The sequence below is a fragment of the Altererythrobacter rubellus genome, assembly GCF_030284385.1.
GTDB lineage: Bacteria > Pseudomonadota > Alphaproteobacteria > Sphingomonadales > Sphingomonadaceae > Erythrobacter > Erythrobacter rubellus.
The window spans coordinates 2274858-2296411 of the sequence record NZ_CP127221.1 but is presented as its reverse complement, the minus strand read 5'-3'; the positions used below and the strand labels follow the sequence as shown (position 1 = coordinate 2296411).

General features: G+C 58.2%; 23 protein-coding genes. 11 read left to right on the top strand and 12 right to left on the bottom strand.

Annotated features, from left to right (window positions below):
- Positions 1-288: 288 nt before the first annotated feature.
- On the bottom strand, positions 289-549 hold the full coding sequence (gene rpsT, locus QQX03_RS11480) for a 30S ribosomal protein S20 (protein WP_285975847.1): 261 nt from the start codon (positions 547-549) through the stop codon (positions 289-291).
- Positions 550-689: 140 nt separating this feature from the next.
- Positions 690-1505 carry a bifunctional DNA-formamidopyrimidine glycosylase/DNA-(apurinic or apyrimidinic site) lyase gene (gene mutM / locus QQX03_RS11475; RefSeq protein ID WP_285975846.1) on the bottom strand — a complete coding sequence of 272 codons (816 nt, stop codon included), beginning with the start codon at positions 1503-1505 and terminating at the stop codon, positions 690-692.
- A 104-nt stretch (positions 1506-1609) separates the two neighbouring features.
- Here mutM and QQX03_RS11470 point away from each other — a divergent pair, with 104 nt between their 5' ends.
- Positions 1610-2341, top strand: a complete 732-nt coding sequence (locus tag QQX03_RS11470) for a class I SAM-dependent methyltransferase (RefSeq protein WP_285975845.1) — start codon at positions 1610-1612, stop codon at positions 2339-2341.
- A 2-nt stretch (positions 2342-2343) separates the two neighbouring features.
- Positions 2344-3903 carry a 2-polyprenylphenol 6-hydroxylase gene (ubiB, locus tag QQX03_RS11465; protein ID WP_285975844.1) on the top strand — a complete coding sequence of 520 codons (1560 nt, stop codon included), beginning with the start codon at positions 2344-2346 and terminating at the stop codon, positions 3901-3903.
- Here ubiB and QQX03_RS11460 read toward each other — a convergent pair.
- The gene (locus QQX03_RS11460; RefSeq protein WP_285975843.1) at positions 3900-4301 is read right to left on the bottom strand and encodes a DUF4345 family protein; all 402 of its coding nucleotides are present in this window, start codon (positions 4299-4301) and stop codon (positions 3900-3902) included. The two genes, ubiB and QQX03_RS11460, sit on opposite strands and share 4 nt — an antisense overlap.
- A 191-nt stretch (positions 4302-4492) precedes the next feature.
- Here QQX03_RS11460 and QQX03_RS11455 point away from each other — a divergent pair, with 191 nt between their 5' ends.
- Positions 4493-6217 (top strand): bifunctional phosphopantothenoylcysteine decarboxylase/phosphopantothenate synthase, encoded by a 1725-nt coding sequence (locus tag QQX03_RS11455; protein ID WP_285975842.1) that lies wholly within the window; start codon positions 4493-4495, stop codon positions 6215-6217.
- Positions 6210-6668 carry a dUTP diphosphatase gene (dut, locus tag QQX03_RS11450; RefSeq protein WP_285977021.1) on the top strand — a complete coding sequence of 153 codons (459 nt, stop codon included), beginning with the start codon at positions 6210-6212 and terminating at the stop codon, positions 6666-6668. Before QQX03_RS11455 ends, dut begins: the two co-directional genes overlap by 8 nt.
- Positions 6669-6728: 60 nt before the next feature.
- Here dut and QQX03_RS11445 read toward each other — a convergent pair whose 3' ends face one another.
- The 4 genes from QQX03_RS11445 to secB form a co-directional block, all read right to left on the bottom strand.
- Positions 6729-7421, bottom strand: coding sequence for a DUF4136 domain-containing protein (locus QQX03_RS11445; protein WP_285975841.1), 693 nt, complete (start codon positions 7419-7421; stop codon positions 6729-6731).
- 148 nt (positions 7422-7569) lie between these two features.
- On the bottom strand, positions 7570-8589 hold the full coding sequence (gene trpS / locus QQX03_RS11440) for a tryptophan--tRNA ligase (protein WP_285975840.1): 1020 nt from the start codon (positions 8587-8589) through the stop codon (positions 7570-7572).
- A 21-nt stretch (positions 8590-8610) separates the two neighbouring features.
- Positions 8611-10188 (bottom strand): murein biosynthesis integral membrane protein MurJ, encoded by a 1578-nt coding sequence (gene murJ, locus QQX03_RS11435; RefSeq protein WP_285975839.1) that lies wholly within the window; start codon positions 10186-10188, stop codon positions 8611-8613.
- 76 nt (positions 10189-10264) lie between these two features.
- The gene (gene secB / locus QQX03_RS11430; protein WP_285975838.1) at positions 10265-10810 is read right to left on the bottom strand and encodes a protein-export chaperone SecB; all 546 of its coding nucleotides are present in this window, start codon (positions 10808-10810) and stop codon (positions 10265-10267) included.
- 256 nt (positions 10811-11066) lie between these two features.
- Between secB and QQX03_RS11425 the strand changes: the two genes are divergently transcribed.
- The 3 genes from QQX03_RS11425 to QQX03_RS11535 all read left to right on the top strand — a co-directional run bounded on the left by QQX03_RS11425 (position 11067) and on the right by QQX03_RS11535 (position 13472).
- Positions 11067-11732 carry a Tim44/TimA family putative adaptor protein gene (locus tag QQX03_RS11425; RefSeq protein WP_285975837.1) on the top strand — a complete coding sequence of 222 codons (666 nt, stop codon included), beginning with the start codon at positions 11067-11069 and terminating at the stop codon, positions 11730-11732.
- A 67-nt stretch (positions 11733-11799) separates the two neighbouring features.
- The gene (gene mltA, locus QQX03_RS11420; protein ID WP_285975836.1) at positions 11800-12909 is read left to right on the top strand and encodes a murein transglycosylase A; all 1110 of its coding nucleotides are present in this window, start codon (positions 11800-11802) and stop codon (positions 12907-12909) included.
- Positions 12910-13109: 200 nt separating this feature from the next.
- On the top strand, positions 13110-13472 hold the full coding sequence (locus QQX03_RS11535; protein WP_349665845.1) for a Smr/MutS family protein: 363 nt from the start codon (positions 13110-13112) through the stop codon (positions 13470-13472).
- Here the strand turns inward: QQX03_RS11535 and QQX03_RS11410 are convergent.
- Positions 13456-14073: a Pr6Pr family membrane protein gene (locus QQX03_RS11410; protein ID WP_285975834.1), complete on the bottom strand. Its 618-nt coding sequence runs from the start codon at positions 14071-14073 to the stop codon at positions 13456-13458. The two genes, QQX03_RS11535 and QQX03_RS11410, sit on opposite strands and share 17 nt — an antisense overlap.
- A 124-nt stretch (positions 14074-14197) precedes the next feature.
- The gene (gene katG, locus QQX03_RS11405) at positions 14198-16399 is read right to left on the bottom strand and encodes a catalase/peroxidase HPI (protein WP_285975833.1); all 2202 of its coding nucleotides are present in this window, start codon (positions 16397-16399) and stop codon (positions 14198-14200) included.
- Between the two features lie 398 nt (positions 16400-16797).
- Between katG and QQX03_RS11400 the strand changes: the two genes are divergently transcribed.
- On the top strand, positions 16798-16926 hold the full coding sequence (locus QQX03_RS11400) for a hypothetical protein (RefSeq protein ID WP_285975832.1): 129 nt from the start codon (positions 16798-16800) through the stop codon (positions 16924-16926).
- An 11-nt stretch (positions 16927-16937) separates the two neighbouring features.
- Here the strand turns inward: QQX03_RS11400 and aroC are convergent, their stop codons facing one another.
- Positions 16938-18005, bottom strand: a complete 1068-nt coding sequence (gene aroC / locus QQX03_RS11395) for a chorismate synthase (RefSeq protein ID WP_285975831.1) — start codon at positions 18003-18005, stop codon at positions 16938-16940.
- Between the two features lie 115 nt (positions 18006-18120).
- Between aroC and ruvA the strand changes: the two genes are divergently transcribed.
- Genes ruvA through ruvB form a run of 3 tightly spaced genes read left to right on the top strand, consistent with a single transcriptional unit; the run spans position 18121 to position 20319 of the window.
- The gene (ruvA, locus tag QQX03_RS11390; protein ID WP_285975830.1) at positions 18121-18726 is read left to right on the top strand and encodes a Holliday junction branch migration protein RuvA; all 606 of its coding nucleotides are present in this window, start codon (positions 18121-18123) and stop codon (positions 18724-18726) included.
- 8 nt (positions 18727-18734) lie between these two features.
- Entirely contained in the window at positions 18735-19280 is a 546-nt protein-coding gene (locus QQX03_RS11385) for a DsrE family protein (protein WP_285975829.1), read from the top strand.
- A 1-nt stretch (position 19281) separates the two neighbouring features.
- Entirely contained in the window at positions 19282-20319 is a 1038-nt protein-coding gene (gene ruvB, locus QQX03_RS11380) for a Holliday junction branch migration DNA helicase RuvB (protein WP_285975828.1), read from the top strand.
- A gap of 6 nt (positions 20320-20325) precedes the next feature.
- On the opposite strand, the gene QQX03_RS11375 is transcribed toward ruvB, so the two are convergent.
- Positions 20326-20592, bottom strand: coding sequence for a hypothetical protein (locus tag QQX03_RS11375; RefSeq protein WP_285975827.1), 267 nt, complete (start codon positions 20590-20592; stop codon positions 20326-20328).
- 521 nt (positions 20593-21113) lie between these two features.
- Entirely contained in the window at positions 21114-21554 is a 441-nt protein-coding gene (locus tag QQX03_RS11370; protein ID WP_285975826.1) for a rhodanese-like domain-containing protein, read from the bottom strand.

Genomic DNA, 21554 nt, shown 5'->3' with positions numbered 1-21554 from the left:
CTCAGACAGCTATGTTTTATGAAGCCCTAGCGCTTAAGCGCAAGGACGTTTTCGTAAAAAAAACGAAATATTTCGGTTGACTCAGCTCTAACCCGCAGGCTTGCGTTGATGTTATTGATATAATGAGATTTTCGAGATTTGAGCGATGCGAATCGTGGAAACTCCTAGGGTTAGCGGTCTCGGAATTGTCAAATGCCGCGCAAAACAAAAGGGCCGAACCCGTTTCGGGCCGGCCCTTGTGAATGTCTCAAGCAAATTCGAAGCGCCGATTGACGCCTCGACGCCGGATCAGAGTGCAGCGACTCGCTTCGAGAGGCGCGACATCTTGCGAGCAACCGTGTTCTTGTGCATCACGCCGCGAGCAACGCCGCGCGCCATTTCCGGCTGAGCAGCTTTCAAAGCTTCGGCCGCCGCTGCCTTGTCGCCTGCTTCACATGCTGTTTCGACCTTCTTGACGAAACCACGGATACGGCTGACGCGCGCAGTGTTTACGTCGGCGCGGCGGTTATTGCGACGAATGCGCTTCTTTGCTTGTGGCGAATTGGCCATGTTTGTCCTTGCTTCTCGATCACCCAACGTGATCGGATCTGAATTATCTATAGTGTTCGAAAACGGCGATTCACTGCCGGAAAGGCGCGCACATAGTCCTGCCCTTGCGAATCGTCAACCTATTCTGGGGGAGTGATAGCTTACTTTTGGCACTTGGCGCAGAACCATGTGCTGCGTCCGCCTTGAGCAAAGCGGCGGATGATGCCGCTATCCTGGCGGCGGCAAGGGTCGCCATCGCGTCCATAAACATCAAAGCGGGTCGCAAAATAGCCCAGCTCTCCGTCAGGCGCGGCATAATCGCGAAGGGTTGAGCCGCCATCCCGGATCGATTGCGTGAGCACTTCCTTGATATGCGGTACAAGCCGGTCAAGCTGGGGCCTGGTCACTTTGCCACCAGCTTTGCGCGGATGGATGCCAGCGCGCCACAGCGCTTCGCACACATATATATTGCCGAGCCCCGCAACGATCCGTTGATCTAGCAGGCAAAGCTTGATGGCTTGCTTGCGGTCCTTGAGTGCGTTCTTGAGGTATGCAGGATCAAGATCCTCGCCCAGCGGTTCTGGCCCCAGGGCGGCAAACGGCGCCCATTCGCTCAGCGCATTGGTCGCGATCAGATCAACCGAACCAAAACGGCGCGGATCGCACAGTGCGAAATGATGGCCGCCTGATTCCATGATCAGGTGGTCATGCTTGTCGGGCTCTGCCGGATCAATCCGCCACCGGCCACTCATGCCAAGATGGAATACCATCGTCTGGTCACGGTCTGTATGGATCAGGCCATATTTCGCTCGGCGTGACAGGCCGGTTACGGTTGCGCCCGTCATGACCTGAACCAGCGAGTCCGGAAATGGTCGACGCAAGTTTGGCCGATTGAGTACCAGGCGATCAATCCTTGCACCATCTAGGAACCGGGCAAGCCCGCGAACCGTTGTCTCTACTTCTGGAAGCTCAGGCATGTTTGTTTGTGTAACCTATGTGCCTAAAGAGATCAGGCTCTCAAATCAGAAATGCCCCATAACACCCTTTGCCATGCTCGCAATTCATCCTAAGGCGCCCCGCTATGACTGATAAGGTTTCTTTCGGCTACGAAGATGTCGATCCGCAAGAGAAGACGCAGCGTGTTGGCGCGGTCTTTTCCAATGTCGCGCGTAAATATGACATAATGAATGATGCCATGTCGGGCGGCATGCACCGGGTCTGGAAAGACAGGTTCGTTCGCCGGGTAAAACCGCAGCCGGGCGAAGCCATTTTGGACATGGCCGGCGGCACTGGCGACATCGCCTTTCGCATGGCGGCACGCGGTGCCGAGGTTGTGGTGGCTGATATCAATCAGGACATGCTCGACGTTGGTATCGAACGCGCGATGGAGCGCGGAATCGATGGCCTGTCATGGTCGTGCCAGAATGCAGAGACGCTCAGCTATCCATCGGGCCAGTTCGATGCTTACACAATCGTTTTCGGTATCCGGAATGTGACTCACATAGATAAGGCTCTGGCTGAGGCGCACCGCGTGCTGCGGCCCGGCGGCCGTTTTTACTGCATGGAATTCGGCACGACTGATTGGCCGGGCTTCAAAGAGATCTATGATTTGTATTCGCACCAGATTATGCCCAAGCTGGGCAAAGCGATTGCGAATGATGAAGACAGCTATCGCTATCTGGCCGAGTCAATTCGCCGTTTCCCGCTCGCGCATGAGTTCGAAGCGATGATCAAGGATGCAGGTTTCCGCAACACGCGGGTCGAAAAAATACTCGGGGGCGCTGTGAACAACCATTCGGGCTGGAAAGTGTAAGGGTGACAAGACCCTCAACCCACATCTGGCGCATACTCAAGTGGGGGCGCAAGCTGGCAAAGCATGGCGCTTTGCGCGGGATCGAATCCGATCCGAACGCGCCCGTGCAGGTCAAGCGATTGGTTCGGCTTGCGCGTCTTGGCACATTCCAGCCTGCGACGCCTGACTATGCAACCGCGTTCAAGGCTATCGGGCCTGCGGCGATCAAGCTGGGGCAAACACTGGCGACACGGCCCGATCTGGTGGGCGAAGAAGCCGCACACAATCTACTCGGATTGCAGGACGATTTGCCGCCGGTAGTTTTCAGCGAGATTGAAGCGTCGATCGCGGCAACTTTTGAAAAGCCGCTGAGCGAGCTGTTTCAGGAAATCGACCCCAAGCCCGTCGGTGCCGCGTCCATCGCGCAGGTTCACCGCGCAGTGACAAGCGACGGCCGCAAGGTTGCATTGAAGGTGTTGCGCCCCGGCATTCGCGAACAGTTCGCGCGGGATATAGAGACCTATGAATGGGCCGCAGCGCATTTGGAAGCGTTGGGCAGCGACGAAGCCCGCCGGCTGCGTCCGCAGCTTACCATCGCCAATTTCAAACGCTGGACAAATCGCGAGCTTGATCTGCGGCGTGAAGCTGCGTCCGCTTCCGAGCTTGCGGAGAATATGAAAGGCTTTGCGGGCTACCGTGTCCCGGAAATCGACTGGGATCGCACCAATGGCCGGGTGATGACAGTCGAATGGATCGACGGCACAAAGATCAGCAAAGTCGAGGAACTGAAGGCCAAGGGCCATGACATGGACGAGCTGGCGAACCGGCTGGTTCTGGCGTTCCTTACCCAGGCGATCAGCGGCGGCTATTTCCATGCAGACATGCATCAGGGCAATCTGTTCGTCGAAGATGACGGCACGATTGCCGCGATTGACTTTGGCATCATGGGAAGGATCGATCGGCGTGCGCGGATGTGGCTGGCGGAGATCCTGTACGGGCTGACCACGGGCAATTATCGCCGCGTGGCGGAAATCCATTTCGAAGCGCAATATGTGCCGAGCTATCACTCGGTTGACGAATTCGCGACCGCGCTGCGCGCGGTGGGTGAGCCGATGCGCGGCAAGCCAGTGAAGGAACTGAGCGTCGGGCAAATGCTCGATGGCTTGTTTGCGATCACCCGCGACTTTGACATGCAGACCCAGCCGCATCTGCTGCTGCTGCAAAAGACCATGGTGATGGTTGAGGGGATTGCGACTCAGCTCAATCCCGAAATCAACATGTGGGACACTTCAGCGCCTTATGTACGCAATTGGGTGCGCGATGAGCTAGGGCCGGAAGCGGCCCTGGCCGACGCCGTGAAAGAGAATTTCTCGACCTTGCTCAAGCTGCCCGATTTGCTGCGCCGGGTGGATGAGAAATTCCCCGCCAAGGGCGGTGCGCCAGAAGCGCCCCCGCTCCCGGAAATCGAGCTGATCGTCGGGCCGACTGCGCCCAAGCGGCGCGGCTGGCTGGGCTATGTCGCCGCAGCTGCCGCCGGAGCAGGCGTTTTTTACGGCGCGACGATGCTTGGCTGGATTGCTTAAGCGTCCTCGTCAGGTACCAGAGCGGTGTGCGGCAGCATCCGGCTACCCAACAGGGCCAGGATCACAGTTACCGATTCAACGATGATGGGCAGAAACCAGCCATCATGCGGGCCATCGACTGTCAAAGTGTAGAGCCGCCCGAAGATGGCGATGCCCATAAGAGCAGCCGATACCAGCAATGGATCGCCTTTGCGGGCCCATGCGCCCCAGATCATGCACCCGCCAGCCACAACGAAGAACGCGGTCATATCCGCACGAACGGAAGCGAATCCCAGCACGCCTTTTGGCGCAATTCCGAAATCCGCGCCTGAGCCAACCGGGTCGAGCAGAAATCCGATCCCCATCAGCACGAAGAACAATCCACCAACAAACAGCAAAGCCCGTAAAACCAACGCCATGTCGTCTCTCCCCAGAAACTGTTTGGCTTTAGTTAGCTGGTTGTTAGGAAAGCGCTAGGCAAAACTTAATCACTCTGCTGCAAGGGTTGGCTGGGCTTTGCTGCGCGGCTAGGCTCGAAACGGCTTATGCGAAACAGGGAGCTTTTGGTCACTATGCGTCTTTCGCTGCTGACTGCAATCAGGGGGAACTCTTGAGCGGCACTGGACCGAAGATTTTGCTCGTGGTGGGCGGCGGTATCGCTGCCTACAAGTCATGCGAGCTTGTTCGTCTGATCCGCAAGGGCGGGGGCGATGTCACTTGCGTTTTGACGCAAGGCGGACAGCAATTCGTGACGCCTATGGCGCTGGCTGCATTGAGCGAGAACGAAGTCCACACCACGCTTTGGGACCTCAAGAACGAAGCCGAGATGGGGCATATCCAGCTCAGCCGCGAAGCTGATCTGGTTGTGGTTTGCCCCGCGACGGCCGATCTGATGGCGAAAATGGCCGCAGGGATCGCGGATGATCTGGCGACAACGCTGATCCTTGCGACTGACAAGCCGGTGATGATCGCACCTGCGATGAATGTCCGCATGTGGGAACACGAAGCGACCCAGCGCAATCTGCAATGGTTGCAGCAGGCGGGCGTCAAAGTGCTGCACCCGGATGAAGGTGCAATGGCTTGCGGCGAATTTGGCTATGGCCGTTTGCCCGAGCCGGAAGTTATCTGGAGCGAGATTGCCGGCCACTTCGGTATTGAAGTCGAAGTGCCAGAGAAAGCCGAACCAGTGGCTCTCGAAGCTGCGGTTGAAGAAGAGATTCTCGAGGAAGAGGCGGAAGCCGAGGTCGAAGCAATCGAGCCTGAAGTTGCCCCGAGAGGCGGCGGATTGGGCGGACTGCTGGCGTCGATTATCCCGCGCTCCACCGCAAAACGCACCGCCGACCAGATCGAAGTTGAATATCTGGAAGAGCAGGAAGCTGCTGCTGCCGCTTCTGCCGAAGAGGAAGCCGTCGGCGAATGTGAAGCTGAGCAAGAGGTTCCGGCTGATCCCGTCGCTGACGCTGGACCATTGCTAGCGTCAAAGGGTGCGGCCAGCTCCGCCCCGCCAACCGATCCGGCTGCAATCAATCATACCGTCAAGACCGGTGCCGGCGATGCCGAACCCGAATCCATCGATGGCGACGAGTTTGACGGCGTACCGGCCATGCCGGCAGATATCGAAGTGGCTGAAGAAGATGCGCTCGGCGGCGGTGCCTTCAAGGTCAAGAAGGGGCATCAGCCGCTCAAGGGCAAGCATATGCTGATCACGGCCGGCCCGACTTGGGAGGCGATCGATCCGGTGCGCTACATCGCGAACCGTTCTTCGGGCAAACAAGGCTTTGCCATCGCGGCTGCCGCAGCGGCGCTGGGCGCGAAGGTAACGTTGGTTGCCGGCCCGGTCTCTCTACGAACGCCTGACGGTGTTGATCGTGTGGATGTCGAAAGCGCAGTCCAGATGTCAGATGCCGTAAAGAATGCGCTGCCCGCGGACATCGCTGTTATGGTGGCCGCTGTCGCAGACTGGCGTCCCAAAGAATATCGCGGTGAGAAGATGAAGAAGCGCGGCTCTGCACCGCCAGCTCTCGTCCTCGAAGAGAACCCAGATCTTCTGACCAATGTCGCGGCAGGCGAAAACCGGCCGAAACTGGTGGTTGGCTTTGCTGCCGAGACCGAAGATGTTCTCGACAATGCGAAGCGCAAGCGCAAGCGCAAGGCTGCTGACTGGATTGTCGCTAACGACGTTTCAGGCGATGTGATGGGTGGTGACATGAACCGCGTCCAGATCATCAGCGAAGACGGCGTCGATACGCTGGAAGAAATGCCCAAGATGGACATTGCGATGGCTCTGGTCGAGAAAATGGCCGAAACGCTACAGGGTGAAAAAGAAGATGCCTGATCCCGTCAACGTCCAGGTGAAACGTTTGCCGCATGGCAATGGCTTGGACTTGCCGCGCTACGCCACCGAAGGCGCGGCCGGTATGGATGTAGTTTCGGCAGAGACTGTAACATTGCAGCCCGGTGCACGGCATGCTGTCGCGACAGGCCTTGCGCTGGCCATCCCGCAAGGGTTTGAAATTCAGGTCCGTCCACGGTCAGGGTTGGCGCTCAAACACGGGATAACCGTTCCCAATACTCCGGGCACGATCGACAGCGATTATCGCGGCGAGCTGAAAGTTATCATGATCAATCACGGCACTGAGCCGTTTCCGATCGAGCGTGGTGACCGGATTGCGCAGCTGGTTCTTGCACCGGTGACTCAAGCCGGGTGGGATGAAGTTGCCGAGCTTGACGACACGGCGCGGGGTGCGGGCGGCTTTGGCTCAACCGGCGGCGCTGCCAAACTCTAGTGAAATGAAAAGGGCGGCGCCTTTCGGCACCGCCCCAATCAAACTCCGTGCAAGGGTAATCTAGTTATTGACCTGACGAACCTTGGTTTCTTCCGGCTTGATCGTGATGCGCAAGGTTTCGCCTGAATTTCCGGGGAAGTTAGTGAACATTGCCTCAATCAGATTGGGCACCAGATGCTGCAAGCGGTTCGATGTAGAAACGGCCTGCGCCTTGCCTTCGAACAGACGCTCGCCAGTTTCAGCCCGGTCAATCTTCATGTCGATACCGCTGGTGTAAACGGTGTAGCTGCGTACTTCCGGTCCACCGAACCATGGATCGTAAAAGCCATAACCCCACGCGCCGCGGAATCGACTGCGATAGTAGCGCGAACCATAATAACCCCGATACCACGGGTCCCAAAACGGATCGGGGAACCCAGTGTCGGTAGTCCGCACTTTTTCGCGGCCATTATCGACGCCGTAGTCGAACCGCACCAGCAAGCTGGCGTTGTCTGGTTCGGCTTGCGCATAGCCAAGACGCTCCATCTGTGCCTCGACGAGATCGGCATAGAGCGCGAATTCAAGTCCGCCCGCCAGCGCCGGATCGTCGGCCACAACGGCGAAGGTTTCACCCTGGGGTGCTGGCAATTTGGACTGGAAGCGCGACACATCGGCCTTGAAGCCCGGCGATGCACACGCCGCGAGGCCTGCCAGCAGCAAGGGTATAGCAGCGAGTTTGAAAGTCCGCGAGCGAACTGATTTGAATGCGGTCATGGTTGCAACTCCAAATTATTCATGCGCCCAAAACACGCGGGAGCCGGCACGGTCGCTAAAAAAGCAGGCTGTCATCGATAGCGTGTTTTGTAAAGGAGACGGGCTGAACGAGGATTTAACGATCGCCAGCTTTAACTAAGCCTGAGAATCAGCCCCTTACTAGGCCCAGAGCTTTGTAGGTTGCATCCAATGTTGGCGCTCCCAGTGCGCGAGCGCGGGCCGCACCCCGTGCGAGAATCGCATCCAAGGCTTCACGATCGTCCTTCAGTTCAACAAATCGCGCCGAAATTGGACGGAGCGTTTCGACCAGCAATTCGCCCAGAGCTGGCTTGAATACGCCAAAACCCTGCCCGCCGAATTCTGCCAACACGCCATCCGTGCTCTTGCCCGCCAGTGCCCCGTAGATACCGACGAGATTCGATGCCTCGGCGCGTTCTTCCAGCCCTTTGGCCTCACTTGGCAAGGGCTCGGGATCGGTCTTCGCTTTCTTGATCTTCTTCATGATCTCGTCAGCATCGTCGGCCAGATTGATCCGGCTCATCTCAGACGGGTCAGACTTGCTCATTTTTGCCCCGCCATCGCGCAGGCTCATGATCCGCGCGGCTTCGGGCGGAATGATCGGATCTGGCAGAGTAAACACGGGCGCGTCTTCCGAAGCGAAATCATTGTTGAACTTTTGTGCGATGTCGCGCGCCAACTCCAGATGCTGCTTTTGGTCTTCGCCCACCGGTACATGCGTCGCTTGGTATAGTAGTACGTCAGCCGCCTGCAGAACGGGGTAAGTAAACAGCGCAATCGATGCGCCTTCGCGGTTCTTGCCCGATTTATCCTTGAATTGCGTCATGCGGTTTAGCCAGCCCATGCGAGCAGTGCCGTTGAGCAGCCATTGCAGCTCTGCGTGTGCGGGTACCTGTGCTTGATTGAACAGGATCGCCTTGTCAGGATCTACGCCGCAAGCGACCAGTGTTGCCACTAGTTCCAGAGTCGATGCATGCAGCTCTGCAGGGTTATGCGGCATCGACAGAGCATGAAGATCAGCAATAAAGATCAGGCATTCGCCGCCAGCTGCAAGCGCGTCATCCTGAAACTTCACATAATTGCGGATGGCGCCAAGGTAATTGCCTAGGTGAGGCTTGCCTGTGGGTTGAATGCCGGAAACGACGCGCATTTGAGATTCTCTATCGTGTAATTAGGTTTGGCGGCGCATTAGGCGCTGGAGGGTTGCCTTGTCGAGTACGCCGAGCATGATCGCTGCAATCACATAGGTGAACATGCCTGTGCCAATAATTGCGACAAGTCCAGTTGCTTGCTGGCTGAAAGTGCCGACAAACCATGGCTCGATCTGCGTCATCAGCCACCGCAGCGCCGCGCCCATTGCTCCGGCCGCGATGGCAATGCGCAGAATGCGGCCAAAGATCCGGCGCGGCATACGGTAGAAACCGCGAACGTGCAAAATTCCGGCCAGTAGCGCAATGTTGGTCCATGCGCCCACAGCTCCAGCTATCGCCAGTCCGACCACGCCGAGGCCGATCACGAAGATAAAGTAGTAATTCAACGCCGCGGTGACAGCCAGGCTGATCGCAGCGGTGAAAACCGGGGTGCGGGTATCCTTGCGGGCAAAGAAATTTGGCGTGAGCACTTTGACCAGCACATAGGCGGGAAGACCGATCACAAGTCCGGATACAACCATGCCGGTGATACCGGCGTCTTCCTGAGTAAACGCCTGACCAGCCATGAATACGCGTACAAAGGCAGTGCCGTTAAAGAACAGGGCAACTGCGCAAGGAAGCGTCAGTAGCATGGATAGCTCGATCGCATTGGACTGTAACCGCGCAGCATCCTCATCCTGCTCGCGACCCAGAAAGCGGGAAAGCGCGGGCAAGATGGCTGTGCCCAGTGCTATGCCGATAATGCCAAGCGGCAACTGGTTCCAGCGGTCCGCCATTTGCAGATGGGTGTAGCTGCCGACCGGCAGGCTGGAGAGGAAGAACAGATCGATTACGCGGCTGATCTGATATACGCCTGCCCCAAAGATCGCGGGCAGCGCCAGAATGCCTAGCTCCTTCACGCCGGATGTCAGCCTCGGCGCAACCAAAGACAGCCTGAAGCCGGCGCGGCACATGAATGCCCACAGCCAGACAACTTGCAACAGACCGGAAAGCGAGACCGCGATTGCCATCCATTGCGCGGTTTCGCGGCGTGCCTCCAGGCCTTCGCCCAATGTCAGGCCATAGGTCAGGGCGGCTATCAGGCAGATATTGAGCAAGATCGGCGCAGCGGCAGCGGCCGCAAAACGGGACAAGGAATTCAGGATAGCCGCGATCAAAGTCGCAATGCTCATGAGCAACAGATACGGGAATGTGACGCGCGCCATCAGGACAGCGATCTCGAGATTGCCTTCCTGTTCGGTTAGCCCATCAGTGACGAAGTATTCGACAACCCACGGCATCACGATCAGCGCAATTGCGCCGAAAACGATCAGGATCGGCAGAAGCACAGCGAGCACGCTCTCCGCAAAGGCCCGGGCCTCGCTGATGTCCTCGTCATCTTTCATGCGGCGGTTGAACAGCGGCACGAAAGCGCTCGCGAATGCGCCTTCTGCAAACAATCGCCGGAAGATATTGGGCAGCATGAATGCCAGCTGCCAGGCGTCGCCCATCGCTGTCGCACCCAGAACGCGCGCGATCAGGATATCACGCACAAAGCCGAACACGCGGCTAACCGCTGTTAGCCCGCCGATCGTCCCAACATTTTTGAGCAAGCTCATTGCGCTAAAGCATCCTTCCCGTCAGCCGCCCTTTTGTCGAAGCGGCTGACCAGAAGCAATAGTGCGCGCCGCGTGCTTACGCGTTGCCTTCAGGCGCGGCAGGAGTTGCATCGCCCGCTGCCCCTTCCTGAGCACGCTTGGCTTGCAGCTGCTGGACATAGAGGCCGTTGAAATCGATCGGATCCATCATCAACGGTTGGAAGCCGGCTTCGCGAACCGCATCTGCAATCACTGCGCGCGCAAACGGGAACAACAGCCGCGGAGCTTCCGCAAACATGAAAGCGTGTGCCTGTTCCTCGGGCACATTGCGAATGCCAACCAGGCCGCAATAAACCAGCTCGACAAGGTACGAATTGCCCTGTGATGTCTTGGCTGTGACGTTCACTTTGAGCTCAACTTCGGTCACTTCGTCGCTGACCTTGTTGGCACCAATGTTGAACTGCAGATCGATCTGCGGCTTTTCGGTCCATTGGAAAGATGCAGGTGCGTTCGGGTTCTCGACAGACAGATCCTTCACATATTGCGTGATGATCCCGGCGGTCGGCAGGTTGTCTGCGCCATTGCCGCCAGCAGCTGGATTGGGGTTGTCGAGGTCTGTCAGGATGTCGCCTTCATCGGCCATGTTGAATGCTCTTTCGCGTCAAATTTTTCAAGAATTGGGTCGTATTTGCCGCGCTTTCAGCGGCCTTGCGCGCCGCCTAGCACTCCAATTGCTGGCCCGCAACCGGCCTGACTATCGATACATGCATGCAATGCCGCGCCAAAAAGGAACGTTCTGCATGCTTCCAGCGTTGTGAATTTCAATGGAAAGCCCTATCTAACGGGTGAGGGGCGTATAAGGTCGAGTTATTCGCTTGCCAAAAGACTGGATAGATCAAGTGATTGTCGAAATTGTCATTCTTGCCATGATTGCCGCCTTCTTGGGGCTGCGGCTCTATTCTGTGTTGGGCGAGCGCGCCGAACACGAGGAAGAATCAGTGCCGCATCGCTTTGATGCGAATGACGATGATCGCCCGTCACAGGTTGCCCCCAAGTCCGGATCTCAGCCGGTTGCGCCGATTCGCCCTCAACCCCGTCTGAATGGCATGATTCCCGCGGTTGAACGTGGCATACGCGATATTTCCGCAGCTGACCCAAGCTTTGACATCACCATGTTTCTGGAAGGTGCCAAAGGCGCTTACCGGATGGTGCTTGACGCATTCTGGAAGGGTGATCTCGCAACACTGAAAGAGCTGTGTGATGATGACGTGTACGCCGGGTTCGCCGCTGCGATTGATGCGCGCGAAGCAGCTGGTCACACGCTCGACAACAAGCTGATCCGGATCGAAGAGGACAAGATCCATTCGGCAACGCTTGATGGAAGCATGGCACGTGTCGCAGTACTATTTGTGGCGGATATCGCGGCTGTCACGCGTGACAAAGACGGCAATGTTATCTCTGGCTCGCTTGATGATGCCGTCGAAAGCCGTGACGTCTGGACATTCTCGCGCAATATTTCCTCGAGCGGACCGGACTGGTTGCTGGATGAGACCGACGAAGGCTGAGCCGCGCCGATGGCAATCCGCGTCAGCGATATTGTTTGTGCTCGCGCTGGCGAGCTGTGCACGGATAATGCCTGCACCGCAGCCACCAATCGAAAATGCTGCCGCACTCGGCGTGGCAATCGGCCCTGCCCTTGCGGAGTTGCGAATTGCGCAGGAAGATGCCTCGGCAGCTCTCGCCAGTTTTATCGAATCGTGCCCTAAACTTCTCGCGCGTGATGACCAGAGCGGGCTGACACAGCGCGCCGACTGGCAAGATGCCTGCGATGCCGCGCCCGCATGGTCCGCAACAGACCCGCTTGGCTTTTTCTACTCATATCTCACGCCAGTCCGTGTCGGTGATAGTGCAGCCTTCGCCACCGGCTATTTCGAACCGGCAATCGCAGGATGCCGGGTGCGCCAATCTGGGTGCGAGACACCGGTTTACGCAATGCCTCCGGATTTGGTTCGTGCCTGGCCGGATGAGGTGCCCGAATCCGAGCGCGAGGGGCAGCCGCCACTTGGCAGAATCGCAGCCGATGGCAGGTTTGTACCCTATTACGAACGGGCAGAAATCGAAGCGGGGGCATTGGTAGGGCGAGGGTTGGAAATCGCCTATGCGTCCGACCCTATCGAGCTGTTTTTCCTGCAAATCCAGGGCTCCGGTAAAATTATCGCGCCAGATGGAGAGACTATCCGCATCGGTTATGCGGGGCAGAACGGGCGCGAATATGTCAGCATCGGTGGCGTGATGCGCGAGCGTGAGCTTTTCGGAGATGAACCCGGGAAATATGCGCCTTCGATGCAAGGGATCGTCCAGTATCTGCGCGAAAATCTGGAAGATGGCGCCGCGTTGATGCGGCTCAACAAGAGCTGGGTGTTCTCTCGCGAATTGATCGGCGAGGGCCCTTTGGGTGCGTTGGAGGTGCCGGTGCGCCGCGAAAGCTCGGTGGCGGTTGATCCCCGGTTTGTGCCGCTTGGCGCGCCTGTCTGGCTCGATCTGGACCGTAATGAGGCAGACGGGCTGTGGATCGCGCAGGACACAGGCGGCGCGATCAAGGGCGCCAACCGGTTCGACACATTTTGGGGCGCGGGCGAAGACGCCGGCGAAATCGCTGGTGGAATGAGCGGGCGTGGCCAAGCCTTGGTACTGGTGCCGAAAGCTTCGGCCGAACGGCTAAATCTAGCGAACGCAGAATGAGCATTCCGCGCGGTCTAAGTGCCGAGGAAGCGGCCGCATGGGCTAAACTGGCGTCCAGCGTCACACCCCTGGAGGGGCGCAAATTGCCGCAAGTTCAACCAGGCACTTCGCACAAAGCGGCACAAACCGTGGCGCAGCGAAAGCCTATACCGCTTCCTTCGCGGCGCCCCGCAATACCGGCTAGCAATAGTTCCCGTCCTGTGCGAGCGCACGATCAAGGCGGGCTCGATGGGCATTGGGACCGCAAGCTGAAGGCTGGAGAGATTGCGCCAGATTTCACTCTCGATCTACATGGCCACAATCTCGACAGCGCGCATGCGCGGCTGATGGACGGGATGGCGCAAGCAAGAGCAATGGGGGCGAGAGTCGTGCTTCTAATCGCGGGGCGTGCGCGCCCGGTTGATCCGGCTGATCGCCAGCACCGCAGAGGCGCGATCAGGGCGAAGCTGCTCGATTGGCTCGCGGCGAGCGAGCATGGCGATGCCATTGCGGCGGTCCGCAAAGCGCATATCCGCCACGGTGGAGCGGGTGCAATCTATCTCGTACTCAGACGTGGGCGTTAGGGATAATGTTGCGCAGCCCCAGAAGTACTGCGCCCATCAAGACAAAAAATGCGCTTAAGCCAGTCATATTGATCAGCATCTGCCCCCATCCAAGCGATGGGAGGTCGAGGAAGAAATAGGCGTAGAATCCGGTGTTTGCGCCGTAGATCAGAGCGAAAGCGGAATAGAGGATCGGGAACACCATCACCCATGGCAATGATCGCCAGGTCAGGTGCGCGCGATCTGAAAACACCGTCCACCAAAGAATAAATGCAGCGGGAATGATCGTGTGAAAGTTTAGGTTGGTCCACCAATCAAGCTCAACCGGATGATGGTCTGCGGCGAGAAGTGCGTGATACACCAGCGCGACGATCGTGAGCGCAGTTGCCAGTGCTAAGGTAACACGCTGACTGATCGGCCTGCCTGCGGCAATCCACAACATCACCACGCCGCCCGCGAAATTGCTCCATATGGTGAAGAAACGGAACAGCAGCGCAAAGTTCTCCAAGGGGGAGGTACCCGGCTCGGTGTTGATGGTGGTTTGCAACGTGATGGTGGCAAGTGCGCCGATGCCGATGATGCCCGCACAAATCCGCGAGATCGAAGAGAGCTTTTGGTCCATTGGTGCGCTTTAGCGGCAAGTCTCGGCCTTGCAAGGCACCCAAAAGAAAACCCCCGGCCGAAACGACCGGGGGTTAACTGCGACCCTGAAAGCTTGGGCTCTCCAGAGTTGGTTCTATCCGCGCTTATGCATGGTACTTTGCATGGCTGATGTCGAAGCGATCGGCATCCATGACCTTCGTCCAGGCTGCTACGAAGTCACGCACCAGGCGTTCTTCACCACCGGCTTCGGCATAGGTCTCGCCCACGGCGCGAAGCTGTGAGTTTGAACCGAAGATCAGGTCTGCGCGGGTGGCGCGGAACTTCTCATTGCCGGTTGCACGGTCACTACCGATGTAAAGTTCCTCGTCAGTGTCGGCAGCCGCCCACTTGGTCGACATGTCATACAGATTGACGAAGAAATCATTCGATAGCGTTCCTGCACGGTCTGTCAGGACACCATGTCCGGTGTTGCCGCTAACGGCGCCCAGCGCACGCAAGCCACCAACCAGAGCGGTCATTTCCGGGATCGAAAGCCCCAGAAGGTGAGCCTTGTCGATCAACAGGTCTTCGGTCTTCACGCTGGCCTTGTTGCGCAGATAGTTGCGGAACCCGTCTGCAAACGGCTCCAGCGGGGCGAAGCTTTCAGCGTCGGTTTGTTCGGCCGTAGCATCGCCACGACCGGTCGTGACATCGACCGAAACATCGTGGCCGCCATCCTTGGCTGCTTTCTCGACCGCTGCTGCACCGGCCAGCACGATAGCATCCGCCATCGAAAGATTGCCGCGCAGCTCTTCCAGCTTGGACAGAACTTTGCCGAGTTCATCCGGGTCATTTGCTGCCCAGCCTGCCTGCGGAGCAAGGCGTACACGCGCGCCATTGGCGCCGCCGCGGTGGTCCGAATTGCGATAGGTCGAGGCCGAAGCCCATGCCGCCTTGACCAGCTCGCTGACGGTCAGACCGCTATCCAGAACAGCCGACTTAAACGCCGCAACATCAGCGTCTGAAGGCGTGGTGCCAGCCGGAACCGGATCCTGCCAGATAAGCTCCTCCGACGGCACTTCAGGGCCGAGGTAACGAAACTTTGGACCCATGTCGCGGTGGCACAGCTTGAACCATGCCCGCGCGAATGCATCATCGAGCTGTTCGGGATGCTCAAGGAAACGCTTGGCAATCTTGGCATACTCAGGATCGCGCTTCAGCTGCATGTCAGCTGTTGTCATGATGGTCGGAACCTTCTTCGAAGGATCGCGAGCATCGGGTGCCATGTCTTCCGGATCAGGATTGATCGGCGTCCACTGGTTGGCACCAGCCGGGCTCTGCGTTAGCTCGTAGTCATACTTGAACAGCAGGCGCAGATAATCGTGGCTCCATTTGGTCGGATTGTTGGACCATGCGCCTTCGATGCCCGACGTAGTGATACTGCCCGCATCGATTTCTGCCTGATCGGTCAACCAACCGAATGCCTGTTTCTCAAGCGATTCACCTTCGGGTGCACCGCTGAAAGTGTCAGAGGGCTTGGCACCATGCGCCTTGCCAAAGGCGTGTCCGCCAGCGGTCAGGGCGACCGTTTCCTCGTCGTTCATGGCCATCCGAGCAAAGGTCTCGCGCAGGTCACGCGCGGCACCTGCATCGTCGTGCGGGTTGCCACCGGGCCCTTCGGGATTGACGTAAATCAGGCCCATCTGGATGGCAGCCAGCGGGTTCTCCAACGCGCGGCCATCGTCAGGAGTGATACGGGTTTCAGCACCGGTATCGACCCACAGTTCCTCTGTGCCCCAATAGACTGTTTCCGGCTCGAATACGTCCTTACGTCCGCCGCCGAAGCCGAACACAGGGCCACCCATGCTTTCAATTGCGACATTGCCGGCAAGGATGAACAGGTCAGCCCAGCTGATGTTCTTGCCGTATTTTTGCTTGATCGGCCAAAGCAGGCGGCGTGCCTTGTCGAGGTTACCATTATCTGGCCAGCTGTTGAGCGGTGCAAAGCGCTGCTGCCCGCTGCCACCGCCACCGCGGCCATCACCGGTGCGATAAGTGCCGGCGGCATGCCAGGTCATGCGAATGAAAAACGGGCCATAGTGACCATAATCGGCGGGCCACCAATCCTTGCTGTCTGTCATCAAGGCTGTAAGGTCAGCTTTCAGCGCATCATAATCGATCGCATTGAACGCTTCGCAATAGTCGAAATCCTCGCCCATCGGGTCCGCATTGCGGCCACCCTGCGTCAGAATTTCCGTGTTGGCTGTCTCTGGCCACCAATCCTTGTTGGTACGGCCCAGCAGAGGGCGTGTGCCTTGCTCTGCGTGGAAGGGGCAACCGTTCAATTCACCGGTCTTCGCGTCCATAATGTGCTCTCCTATAGGGGTGTCTGAATTCCTGCGCTGGCGCGACTCGCATCGCAGCCACTGCTTACACAGCGTGTATAGCAAACGGATCGATCCCGGCGAAGCGAGATGATCCGATAAGTTTGAGTGAATAAATCAATCAATAGCGGTTTGATTGACTGAATCGATTACGCGGGAGCCCATGGCAACCCCATCTTAAGAATGACGAGCAACCACCCGTTACAACCCTTCGGCTACGTTTCATGCCGTATTGATCAACAAGCCATTGGGGTTTTCGATGTCGAAAGTTAGTTTGGGCACTTTGCTGGCCGCAGTCGCGCTTGTTGTGCTGGCTGTTGTGTTTGACGTGCCGTTTATGCGCGGCGGCAGCGGGGTGATCCTGCTGGTCGGGCTGATCTATGCATATACTGCTCATCTATGCATATACTGTCGCCAAGCGCGAGGTAGAGCTGCTGCAATATGCGGTGAATCATCACGATGATGAAGATGCGGACGAAGATGTGCTCGTTCTGGTTGAGCAGGCGTAAACCTCAATAACCTAACCGCATTGCGCATTATGCAGCAGTTTGTGATCGGCCAGCACCAGCGCCATCATCGCTTCCACTACGGGTGTCCCGCGGATGCCCACGCAGGGGTCATGCCGTCCCTTGGTTCGGATCTGCGTTGCTTCGCCATCCGATGTAATCGTATCGACCGGGGTCAGGATCGAGCTGGTTGGCTTGAATGCGACGCGGCATACAACCGGTTGTCCGGTCGAGATACCGCCTGCCGTACCGCCTGAGTGGTTGGCGGCAAATTCAGGGCCATTCTCGCCAGGCCGCATCGCATCGGCATTTTCCTCGCCGGTTAGTCGAGCAGCATCGAAGCCGTCGCCGATCTCTACTCCTTTGGTGGCGTTGATCGTCATCATCGCCGCTGCCAGATCGCTGTCGAGTTTGGCATAGACAGGCGCACCCCATCCGGCGGGCACACCTTCGGCCACGCATTCGACCACCGCGCCAAGTGACGAACCCGCCTTGCGCGCGGCGTCGATTTTCTCTTCCCAGCGTTTTGCGGCCTCTGCATCGGGGCAGAAGAACGGGTTGTTGCCGATTTCGGCAAAGTCGATGTTGTCGCGGTCGATTTTGTCGCCGCCGAGCTCGCACACAAAGCCTGTGATCTTGACTTCCGGAATGATCAGACGCGCGACTGCGCCTGCCGCTACCCGCGCCGCAGTTTCGCGCGCGCTGGATCGACCGCCGCCGCGATAGTCGCGAATGCCGTACTTCGCGTCATAGCTGTAATCCGCATGACCCGGACGGTAACTCTTGGCGATTTCTGAATAGTCCTTGCTGCGTTGATCGGTGTTTTCGATCATCAGCGAAATTGGTGTGCCGGTGGTCTGGCCTTCGAATACGCCGGACAGGATGCGGACAAGATCCGCTTCCTTGCGTTGCGTGGTAAAGCGGTTTTGCCCCGGCTTCCTCGCATCCATGAACGGCTGGACATCTTCTGCAGACAGCGTGATGCGCGGCGGGCAGCCGTCCAGTACCGCGCCCAATGCAGGCCCATGGCTCTCACCCCAGGTGGTAAAGCGCAAAACGCGTCCGAATGTGTTCCAGCTCATGGGGTTCCTAATGTCGCAAGAGTGGGCAAGTGTCCATAATCTCTGGACCAAGCATTTGTTTGCGGGCAAGAACAAAAGGCGACAAACAGCAAAGCGGTAGCGCAGAAGGAAACGCATGATCGCGAAACTGTCAGGCAGGCTGGACGAAATAGGCGATGATTGGGCGATCGTCGATGTCCAAGGCGTCGGCTATCTGGTCCATTGCAGTACCAAGACGCTTGCCGCGCTGGGTGAAGTGGGTGAAGCATGCACCGTCCACACCGATCTGCAGGTTAGCGAGAATGATATGCGCCTGCTCGGCTTTGCCGAAAGTGCAGAGCGCGATTGGTTTAGGCTGCTTACTCAGGTTCAGGGCGTGGGAAGCAAGGTGGCGCTCGCAATCCTTTCTGCGCTGTCGACCGGTGAAGTGCGTGATGCCTGCGCGGGCGGTGACGCTGCGATGGTGGCGCGCGCGAATGGTGTGGGGCCGAAACTGGCCGGCCGCATCGTCAACGAGCTGAAGGACAAGGCTGGCGCGCTTCCGGGCGGAGGCATGGCTGGTGTGGCTGGTGTTGCCGTGCCCATGGGCGGCGCGAGCGCTGACGCGGTTTCCGCGCTCGAGAACCTTGGCTTCAAACCCGCGATAGCCGCGCAGGCTGTCGCCCGCGCGCAAGCCGAATTAGGCGAAGATGCACCGGAATCCGATCTGATCCGCGTGGCGCTAAAACGGGCGGCGGGATAGGAGAGCGTATGACTTTGAGAACAGGAATTCTGGTTAGTTTGGCGCTGATGACATCGCCACTGTCAGCCCAAGACCTGTCCGCATTCACCACCGGACCGGTGTTTGAGGAATACGGCCCCAATGCGCAGGTCGATGCGGATTTCGATATCCCTGAAGGCGCAGAGTTCAAGGTAGCGTTCGATGTTGCCGCGAGGGCGGAGACGGGCAAACTCAACCGTACGCTGGAGAGCGCCGCGCGCTTCATCAATATGCATGTCCGCGCGGGCGTGCCGCTAGAGAACACCGAGGTTGCGGTTGTCGTGCATGGTAAAGCGTCGGAAAACCTGCTCGGCGCAGAAGAATACGCCAATCGCCGCGAAGGTGCGGAAAATGCCAATGTCGCGCTGATCAAGGCGCTGACTGACACTGGCATGCGCGTAATCCTGTGCGGGCAGTCCGCTGCAGCCTACGGCATTTCGAACGACATGCTCGCGCCAGGCGTGGAAATGGCGCTGTCGGCCATGACTGCGCATGCGCTGCTCCAGCAAGATGGTTACACGATGAACCCGTTCTGAGATGACTGATCCTGTCCCTCTTCACACGCCCGAGCGGCAAGTTGACGATCCCGATGCGGCGCTGCGTCCTAAGAGTTTGCGCGAATTCATCGGGCAGGAAGGAGCACGCGAGAATCTGAAAGTCTTCATAGAGTCCGCGAAATCGCGCGGCGAAGCGATGGACCACACGCTGTTCTTCGGCCCGCCCGGGCTGGGCAAGACCACTTTGGCGCAAATCGTCGCAAATGAACTGGGCGTGGGTTTCCGCGCCACGTCAGGCCCGGTAATTGCCAAGGCGGGCGATCTCGCCGCGCTGCTCACCAATCTTGAGCCGCATGACGTGCTTTTCATCGACGAAATCCATCGGCTTAATCCAGTTGTTGAAGAAGTGCTCTATCCTGCGATGGAGGACCGCGCGCTTGACCTCATCATTGGTGAAGGGCCGGCTGCCAGGAGCGTGCGGATCGATCTGCCGCCGTTCACGCTGATCGGCGCAACTACGCGGCAGGGCCTACTGACCACGCCTTTGCGTGACCGCTTCGGCATTCCGGTGCGGCTGAACTTCTACACGCATGATGAGCTGGACCTTGTAGTAAGCCGTGCCGCGCGCCTGCTTGGGCTTGATATCGATCCGCAAGGCGCGCGCGAGATTGCGCGCCGTTCGCGCGGCACGCCTCGTGTGGCCGGGCGCTTGCTCCGCCGGGTACGGGACTTTGCCCATGTTGCGGGGCAGGGGACTGTTACGAAGCCGATTGCCGACGATGCGCTGACCCGGCTGGAGATTGATCGCCTTGGCCTCGATGCGATGGACCGCAAATATCTCGCCATGATCGCGACCACCTATAAGGGCGGCCCAGTAGGGGTGGGCGCGCTGTCAGCGGGGCTGGGCGAGCCGCGCGATACCGTAGAGGATGTGATCGAGCCCTATCTGATCCAGCTGGGTCTGCTCGCGCGCACGGAGCGTGGCCGCGCACTCAATGATGCCGGGTGGCAGCATCTGGAAATGGAACCGCCAGCCACCGGGGGCGGCGGGCAGCCAGGATTTTTTGAAGAGGGTTAGGCCAGCTTAGTTACCAGCCTGCCGGATACCAGCGCCTTTGGCCTGGAATTCAGCAGTCGAAACCCGACCCTTGCGTGCAAGCTCGTCCCATTCTGCCTGCGTTCCACAGATGCGTTTGGTAAACTTCGAACCAATGAGCTGTGTCCGTCGGCAGATGACCGTGTTCTCCTCTGTAGCGGGTTCAGCTTCGGGCTCCGGTGCAGCCTCTTCAATCTGCGTTACCTCAGTTTCTTGTTCGGGTTCGCTTGCTGCCTGAGCTTGCAAAGAAAACAAGAGGGCTGCGGAAGCTAGAAGAGATGTAAGCACAAGAAATACTCCAGTTGATTTGTTTATAGCGAGGTCGGCTAGCTTATCATGAAATGTTGCGACAGGACCAATCTACGAACTGCATCGCTGGCCGACATGTCGCTTTCGTTAACGATCGGGCGACACGAGTCCCGCCGTGGGACAGCGTATTGCATCCAGCAGCGAATTGACAAGTTTTTCGCCGCAAGTCCTTTCCAAGACTGGTTAATCAGATTGTTTCGAATCACAAAACGGGGCCACAAGGTTCTCAAGCGATGAGGCGCCTGGTCTTATCGTCACGGTGGCTACGGCTCTTGGTTTTGGGGGCTGAGCCGTAGCCACCAGTACCCGATTGGTGCTGCTGCAAGTATTGGGACCCGTGCAAGTGGCAGTTCCGGATGCGATTGGCGACTTAGTCTCCTGCCGTGCATCGAAAGAGTGAACTTCAAATGTAAAGGGGTAGCGCTTGCAACCGGGGCGCTACCCCTCTTTTTGTGGCCGACAGAAGCCTAATCGCCTGTTGGTATTTCCAATTCGAGCCCGGCATCCTGCCAAGCAAGTACGCCGCCTTTCAGGTGACGGACCTTTGTTCCCCATTTAGCGGCGAGCATGTCTGCAGCCCGCTTTGACCGGCCGCTAGAGCGGCAATAGAGGATCGTCTCACGCGTTGCGTCCCGCGGAATGGCAGCGGCATCAAAGGTTTGCACTGGCGCATTAAGTGCGCTCGCAATCCGGCCACCTTCGTATTCATCAGGTGTACGAACATCGATCAGCACCACTTGGCCGCTGGCAATCAAAGCTGCGAGCTCGGACGCTGGCAGAGTTTCGACTTGTGCAACTGATCGCCCTGGCGCGCCGGCCACTATGCGATCACCGCTATTGTCGACGATCATGCAGCCTGAAAGAGGCAGCATGGCGGCGGCCACTAGCCCAAGAGGTGTGAACCGCAT